Annotated in this window: 6 protein-coding genes; 1 reads left to right on the top strand and 5 read right to left on the bottom strand. The window is 41.6% G+C overall.

Annotation, left to right across the window (positions count from 1 at the left end):
- The first annotated feature begins 214 nt into the window (after nucleotides 1–214).
- Nucleotides 215–364 (top strand): hypothetical protein, encoded by a 150-nt coding sequence (locus tag PX481_RS22940; RefSeq protein WP_002762856.1) that lies wholly within the window; start codon nucleotides 215–217, stop codon nucleotides 362–364.
- A gap of 292 nt (nucleotides 365–656) precedes the next feature.
- Here PX481_RS22940 and PX481_RS22935 read toward each other — a convergent pair whose 3' ends face one another.
- The 5 genes from PX481_RS22935 to PX481_RS22915 all read right to left on the bottom strand — a co-directional run bounded on the left by PX481_RS22935 (nucleotide 657) and on the right by PX481_RS22915 (nucleotide 7,521).
- A complete protein-coding gene (locus PX481_RS22935; protein WP_288096244.1) occupies nucleotides 657–1,673 on the bottom strand; it encodes a patatin-like phospholipase family protein in 1,017 nt (338 codons plus the stop codon).
- Entirely contained in the window at nucleotides 1,646–1,828 is a 183-nt protein-coding gene (locus tag PX481_RS22930) for a hypothetical protein (protein ID WP_223213080.1), read from the bottom strand. Before PX481_RS22930 ends, PX481_RS22935 begins: the two co-directional genes overlap by 28 nt.
- On the bottom strand, nucleotides 1,785–2,039 hold the full coding sequence (locus tag PX481_RS22925) for a hypothetical protein (RefSeq protein ID WP_002762862.1): 255 nt from the start codon (nucleotides 2,037–2,039) through the stop codon (nucleotides 1,785–1,787). The genes PX481_RS22930 and PX481_RS22925 overlap by 44 nt, the downstream gene beginning before the upstream one ends.
- 157 nt (nucleotides 2,040–2,196) lie before the next feature.
- Entirely contained in the window at nucleotides 2,197–3,318 is a 1,122-nt protein-coding gene (locus PX481_RS22920) for a ComEC/Rec2 family competence protein (protein WP_002762864.1), read from the bottom strand.
- A 63-nt stretch (nucleotides 3,319–3,381) separates the two neighbouring features.
- A complete protein-coding gene (locus PX481_RS22915; RefSeq protein WP_288096242.1) occupies nucleotides 3,382–7,521 on the bottom strand; it encodes a hypothetical protein in 4,140 nt (1,379 codons plus the stop codon).
- Nucleotides 7,522–7,689: the final 168 nt, after the last annotated feature.

Below are 7,689 nucleotides of genomic sequence, written 5' to 3'. Positions count from 1 at the left end.
ATGCAAGGGTGATGCAAGGGTGATGCAAGGGTTTTAAGAGATTCTAGCAGATTTAAGTGCATTTGGGAAGCTCTCAATCAAGCTAAAAGCCCTTTCCTGTAAGGTTTTTAGATTTATTCAGCAAACCCTACCTAAGCAAAATTAATTACACATATCTAACCCCCCCTTGCCTCTTGCCTCTTGCCTTTTGCCTTTCTTCACTAGGAAATTTATTTTGCACGACTACTTAGCATGGTTTGCTGTTTGGTTGGTTTCCTTTTTAATTTTATCAGCTAATTTCAACGGGCTGGATATACCATTAATTCGAGATGAACGAGGTTATGCTTTACCCTGTGATTATATTCGTTATAATCCTATGCGGTAGGGGTTTTATTTAAAATCCCAAGATCGCCCTGTCCGTATCTATTGGTTGATTGATGAAGGTTTTTATCGCTCTGATTTGGGTACGATAACAATTCCTGACAGTATGGGCAATGAATGATGCGGGAGATGTTAGGGCAATGTAAGGCATCGCAATTTGGATTTAAGTGTTTTGAAAAAGCAAAAGGTGCATGGGATGTATCCTACGTGATTGGCGATCGCACTATCTACCCAAGCGAAGAAGGGGCTTTTAACCCCTCTTAAAAATTGCATTATAATTTATGTCGTAATGGATATTAAGCGTTAACCAATTGCTGTGCTAATTTCTTTAATCGCTCTTTTCCGCCACAATGATTTAGATAATGGTCTGCTGCACGAGATAATGCTGTGAGATTAGCTTCATCTGCCTGAAATGTGGAAATATCGGAAGTAATGACAGGCTGGATACGTTTATAATTATCCTTCAACAGTTTTTTTGCGGTATAGTCTGTGACATCGGAGGAGCCATCTGAAAATACATCCATTAGTGGAATTTGATTATGAATGTTAACCCAATCAAATCCGCCCCAAGTTGTTGCTTCTTCTGCACTAATACGACGATTAACTTGTCCTGTCCCAAACGAGGCTACGAAAATTTTATCTAGTGGTTTACCATTTTCAATTGCTTCAGCGATCGCGCATAGGGCAGGATTATTGGCGACAACTCCTCCATCAATTAACGGAATACACTTTTCGTCAGAATGTTGAGGTATTGTTGTTGTTTTCTTTATTAAGTCGCCTCGACGAATTCTGTCATTATCTGGACGATCATAGTCTGTTAAAGCGTCTAAATAGGCTTTATCTTTCAGCAGATAACCCGCAAAAGCGACGGGAGCGGCAGAAGAGGAACGGCAGACTTGCCACACGGGAAGAGTTGCATATCTTGCTTTATATTTAGCGTCTTCTAATTTCTTTTTATCTAATTGTTCTGAAGTGTAGTTTGTAGTATCTTCGTTGTGTTGAACCGTACCTCGACTGACAAAAATTACGGCTTCTCGATTATAGGTATCGTAACTGGTTACTAGAGTCGGTTTTGGTAAGTCTTTAAAGAGCAAAGTTTCAGGAAAAATGTTTGGTTTCTTAAGAACATTTTCTAATCCTTCTTCTTCAAAGAGGGGAAGGGAAGGATCTTTTTCTTTGATTCGTCGCCATACTTCTGGCCATACGTTGGAGAATTTTTTTAGGTCTAGCTCTTTGAAAATGGTTTGACCATGTTCGTTATAAAACCCTAAAATTTGTGTGGCGGTCATTCCATTGGCAAGGCCACAGGCAATGATGCTTCCTGTTGAAGTTCCCGCGAAGAAATCAGGTTCTTCGTTACTTGGTATGGTTCAATAGGGGGGCATAAATCGACTAAATCCTTATCTGGCAAGAGACTTAATTGATTAGTTCGCTCTAGAGCAAAAACAATTGACAAAAATCGCCAAATGCCTTTCTAAATAAGGGTTCCATCCCTTGTAATCCTCGTCCATTGCATAACACAAACCGAAGAGCCAGAAATCAAAGCAATTAGTAAGGTTATATTCAGGATTAATTGCCTTAATTTCGTTTTCTAGTGTTACTAATAAGGTTGCGGTAAGCATTCCTCGAATACCACCACCATCTAAGCTTAAAATGCTGAAGTTTTTTGAGTTTTCCATGATTGATTTCTCCAGTTGAGTTGGTTACAAAATAGCAAGTTTCGGATGGGTTATAGGAGCGTAACAATGATAATTACAAAGCAAAAAGGTGTGTGAAGTAATGTACTCTACAAGAGCGGTGATCGTACTTTCAGATGGCATATGTAAATCTAGCAAGCTATATTATTTTGCTCTTTTTTGCTTCTCGATCTCCATTTTCTTTTCCTCTTTTTCTCTTATTCTTTTTTGGCCAAACTTCGTTGCGTAAAGATTTTCCCTTTACCTCTATCATCAGGTTCTGATATTTGGATTTGGCACTAGAGCGATACATGGGATTAAAGTGCCATTGAACTTGATCTAGAATATCAAAATTGACTCCTTTTTGCTCTAAACATTGAATAAATCTAGGAATAAAATAATCTCCAAGCTTACTGACCATCTTTGCAGACGTCCACTTAGAACCCTCTTCTGAACGGTCAAATGTGTTACCCAAAAAGTAAAAAGCTCCTCGACGATTATCAAGTAATTCATGTTTTTTTAAATAATCATCAGCACCTGTTGTACCGACCGTGAAGCCAGAGGAAATAACTGTAATTTCTCCTCGTTTCATTAATTTGTTTATTATTGGCATCCAATTATTTTGACTACCATGATGGGGTAATTTAATCACCTTTATAAATAATTCTCTTTCGCCTTCAATCAATGACGATATTCTGTCATTTGCCGAATCTTTTTCCATATCACCAAGAGTTAGCATCTGCCATTTTTTTTCATCTTTTTCAACTGTTATTAAACAACCTAGACTTTTTTCATTTTCAATCTTATCTTCATCTGATTCTGTACGTTCTGCTTCCTTGAATTTGAATTTGTTAGGATCTGGAATTATAAATTTAATTGTTACCTTTAAATCGTCATCATTATTAAGACTTAATTCTTGCGAATCTTGATCATCGTCAGGAAAAGAAATTGTTGCATGATTTATTTTGGGATGTTTTATTATTTTTTCTAGTTTTTTCGTTAGTGTAGTTTTAGAAGGAAGAAAAATTTTGTTAGTGCAGCGTTCCACTACCTCTTTCCATTGCGTATCATTGCCTATATGATCTTCATGCAGATGAGTAAATATGACGTTTTCTAATGTGTGATCTGCCTGAATGCCCAAATGACAATATTTACGCTTTACCTGTGGTGCTCCCAAATCAATCAGGGTATGACGATCCATCTTTTTGCCATAGGTCAGTAAGCAACAATCACCTGCTTTATTTCCCCATCCACCGCCAAATTGAGTAATCTTGAGTCCCATAATCTTGCTCCTAATTAATAAACTAAAAAATTGACTTTCAAGAAATTGTAATACCCAGTATTTCTAAGCAGATAAAAGCTGTTTTGCCAACGCCTTTGCCCCACTCAACGGGTCATAGAAATTAAACGCTAACGCCAAAGTTTGCGGTTGTCCTTGCATAAACACCAGCGTTAATGCCAAAGACACACTGCCCCCCCTCGCCGCCATCAGCGTCGCCTCGAATCGTGCCGATTTAACATCTAGCAAACCTCCTAAACTGTACTTGACGATAAACTGACCCACATCGGCGATTGACCCAATAGAAACTTTGAGTCCTTGTAAGGTTTGAGTCGCCACAGATAACGCTCCCGTTGCCGTTTCCCGTGCAGTAAACAAACCAGCAATCCGCACATCCGCATCAATCGGGAAATTGACAATGGTTTTCTCCAAACCGCGCACCACCTGCTTGGCCCCTTCTAATACCCCATTGGCCGTCTCCCGTGCAGTAAACAAACCAGCAATCCGCACATCCGCATCAATGGGAAAATTGACAATCGTTTTCTCCAAACCGCGTACCACCTGCTTGGCCCCTTCCAATACCCCATTGGCCGTTGCCTTAGACGCTTCAACTCCACCGATATAAGTATAAAGTCCGGCAATTTCAGAACCCTTAGCCGTCGCGTAGGCCGACAATTCCGCCCAACGGTAACTCTTTTCGTACCATTTAGATTGATTAAACCAGCGTTCCTTATTGCTAATATCCTGTTTTAGCTGTTCAATTCTTCGCTTGGTGTTATCAATCTCTCCCTGAAGGGAATTCACATCATTTTGCGCTCGTTGCACCGCTCCCTGAGCATCCCGCATCCGCCCAGAATCGCGGTCTCGTTCGCGCTGAATGGTTTGCCGCATATTATTAATATCCGTATTGAGCTTATCCACCTCCCGTTGAGCAGAAGCAACTGCCGCCTGAGCATCTCGCATTCGCTGGGCATCGCGATCGCGTTCCCGTTGAATCGTTTGCCGCATATTATTAATATCCGTATTGAGCTTATCCACATTTCGTTGAGCGGAAGCCACTGCATCTTGAGCATTTGAAAGGCTTCTTGTTGCCTCATCGGCGGCGGCTTTAATGGCATTCGAGGCTTCTCGACGGAGATACTCCAATAAATCATTCCGCATCGTAGCAACAATAAAGAAATCGCCCCCTTGCGTTAAATTTTGTCCCCGTACTTCTAGAGTACATTCAAATAAATCAAAAATCTTGCCAATCGTCGTAAACGTAAAACCACTATCCGAGAGGCGGATTTGGGTTTCACTACGAATCCCCAACAGTTCGACTGCTCCTGATATATCCAGATTGGGAACGGTTTTCGGGCTAACCTTGAGATAAAGTGAGGGTTTAGGCTTGCCTGTGGCTCCTGTAAGCTTAAAGATACCCGCTAAGTTAATCGGTTCCACATCCCCTTTCACTTCAACTCCATCAAGATAATCAATTTTTAGATAGCCATAGGCTCGCAATCCCCAGAAATACATCGTTCCTTCTAATTGCGTCCCTTGCTCGAATTTTAATTCCCCAATTGTCGTCGGTTGCGGAACAATGTAGATTTTGACGTTTTCAAAGCCAATATCTAAAACCGTTTTAGCCAGAGAAGCGGGAATGGCTTGTTTCACCGCAGTTCCACAGAAAGTACCGATCACGTCCATGAAATAGAGGCGATTAAAAGCGATCGCCAGCATACTGCGGCTCGGCATAGCCGAATCAAATTTCACCGCCACTACACCCTGAAATTCCCCAATTTGCAACGTACCAGCAATTCCCACTGTCGGTAGCGGTGGCGGGAAACTCATTCCTAGTTCGATCGCGACATTGGCAATGGACACCCCTTTCGCATCAAAAGGATCTTGCCAAATCCCCAACATAGTCGCTTGAAACTCAGCCGAGCGCGGTTTGACTTCCATGCCACCAATAAACCGCAGGACACTATTATTCAGAATGGCTGTTACTGTCCCCATTAAGGTTAGCGAAAAGTCACTGGGAGCAGGTTTTAAACGAAACCGAATATCACCAAAGGCAACGCCTTTACCTAAATCGAAACTGCCATCAATTGAGGCTTCTATAACCAAATCGGCTGGTTTTCCACTGATAGCGGTATAAACATTGAGGGACGTAATTCCCAAAAGCGCATCCACACCTAATCCAGACAGATTCATGCCCGCAAAGAAGTTTAGCCCTCGAATGATAGCCACATCACTCCGTTGAGCCTGTACTCGTGTGAGAGCGAAATTGCGATCATCGCTAGAAGCCAGAATTAAAGCCGTATTGGAAAATTTGAGTCCATCAAGCACCCTGAGTTCATCGGCAATCTCTGAGAACTTCCAATAACTGGGAGGCATAAACCCAGCAGTAAAGCCCCAACGGTTGTCAATCTTCTTCACAATCAACTCAGTCTGCCCCAAACTAGAACCTGCGGCTAGGGAGAAAGATTTTTTCTGAGGTGCAATAGTCACCTCTACATCCGAAAAAGACAACGCCAGCACACTAGCAGGAATCGGCAAATCACGAATCACCTCACTCCCGCAGAGTCTCTGTACTAAAGGTGACAGGTTTAATGAGGGAATATGGCCTTGTAAAACAAAATCGCCGGGGAATTGATAGGTAATGGGGAAGCGGGCTGTATTTACTTCTAACGTCCCACTAATAAATCCCGTAACGGAACGCTGACGAGTTGTTGCTTCTGCCTGAGTTGAGTTTGCCGATCTCAGCACTTGAAAAGAAATATCTTCAACTTCTAACCCATCAACACCAATGGGAATCGGCCAGCTATTGCTCGATTTTCCAGTCAGAGAGAATTCTCCAGTTTTGGGGGTGACTGCAATTTCAATATTGGCAAATTCAAAATCGGGAAGGTCGGTTGGTAACTCAACCATTGCAAAAAACTCTTCCAGAATAGCCGACAGATTCAGCTTGGAGATTTGTCCGCGCAGGACGAACTGATCTTCAATATCGGCAACGAGACTGACTTCGGCTCCCGCTATCGTCAATGTTCCAAGGATTAACCCCGATACAACAGTTTTGCCGTCAATGCGGGCTACTTCAAAGTTAGTTTCAACTTGCTCCAACTTCACCAGTTTAGGAATAATTTCCCAATCGGTTAATGCTGAACCACTTAGGGAAAAAGCTCTGTTTTTAGGGTCTAACGTCACACCCAACTCAGAGAACACAATATCTGGAAAACCTTGAGGGACAGAAACTTCATCAAAGGCAAAGAAATTGATCAGTCGAGTTAAGCTCAGTCCCCCTCCCTGAACCAGATAACCATGCATGGTAAATCCTGGCAAAGAGGCTCCAACACTAAACTTTGCTAGACTGTCAATGGTCAATTCTCCTGACAAATCACAAACCAAAGTACGGTTTTCGGAAGAAGTAGGATTATCTACTAAAAAATAAACTGAGACATTTTCAATGGCGATTTTGTCTGTTATTTTCCAGGGTTGTATTGAATTAACATATACCGCAATCGACTCTAGTTTTTTCTCCGTTGAACTAACATTCAGTGTAAGCCGAGAGAGAACTAAACCCTGTTCGGGACGATAGCCATCGGGCAGTAAATCAGCAAGGGCGGTTCCATTTAAAAGCGCAGTTAACTGAGAAAGCCCTGTTAAAGAAAAGTCTTCTAAATCAGCTTCAAACGTCAAGTCCTGATGAGAGCCTCGAAAGGTCGAATAAATTGGCAAATCAACGGAATTATCTGAGCTGCCAACCTTAATCTGAGTTTCCAGCGCAAAGTAAGCACTGGTGTAAGGAGGAAGACCACTTTCTGCTTCATCGATCACATCGGCAACAAGATCGAGTTCTAAAGAAGGAACGCTTAAGTAGCCCAAACTAATATCTCCTGTGATGGGAGCATTAAGAAAAATCTCCGTCCCTTTAGGAGTAGGCACGATTAAGCCAGTTACTTTCAGAGAGAGTATCTCGCCAATAAATTGACTTAAGGGAATGAAGTCATTATCAATTGTCAATTCGGCTTCAAACCGAAGCCCAGAAACCTGCTCAGGTTCTTTAACTTCAACAGAATCAAGAATTAATTTGGGTTGTTGAAAGATTAGCCGATCAAATAAAAATTCTTCCTCTTTTAACCCCATTTGGGTAAGAATACTTGTTCCCAAACTCGGAAAACTTTGAGTAAATTTCCAAGTATTTGGCAATAGTGTAACTAGAGTCATTTGTGGCTTCTGATCTTTTAAGTAAAATGGTTCTTCGGTTTTTGTTATGCAATGGACGGGGGTTATAAGGGATGGAACCCTTATATAGAAAGGCATTTGGCGATTTTTGTCAATTATTTTTGCTCTAGAGCGAACTAATCAATTAAGTCTCTTGCCAGATAAGGATTT

The organism is Microcystis sp. M53603_WE2 (genome assembly GCF_030065435.1).
This window is presented reverse-complemented; position numbering and strand designations above follow the sequence as displayed.

Excerpts from the sequence above, each read along its gene's own strand:
- PX481_RS22915 (WP_288096242.1), bottom strand. The coding sequence starts at position 7,521 with ATGACTCTAGTTACACTATTGCCAAATACTTGGAAATTTACTCAAAGT.
- PX481_RS22925 (WP_002762862.1), bottom strand. The coding sequence starts at position 2,039 with ATGGAAAACTCAAAAAACTTCAGCATTTTAAGCTTAGATGGTGGTGGT.
- PX481_RS22920 (WP_002762864.1), bottom strand. The coding sequence starts at position 3,318 with ATGGGACTCAAGATTACTCAATTTGGCGGTGGATGGGGAAATAAAGCA.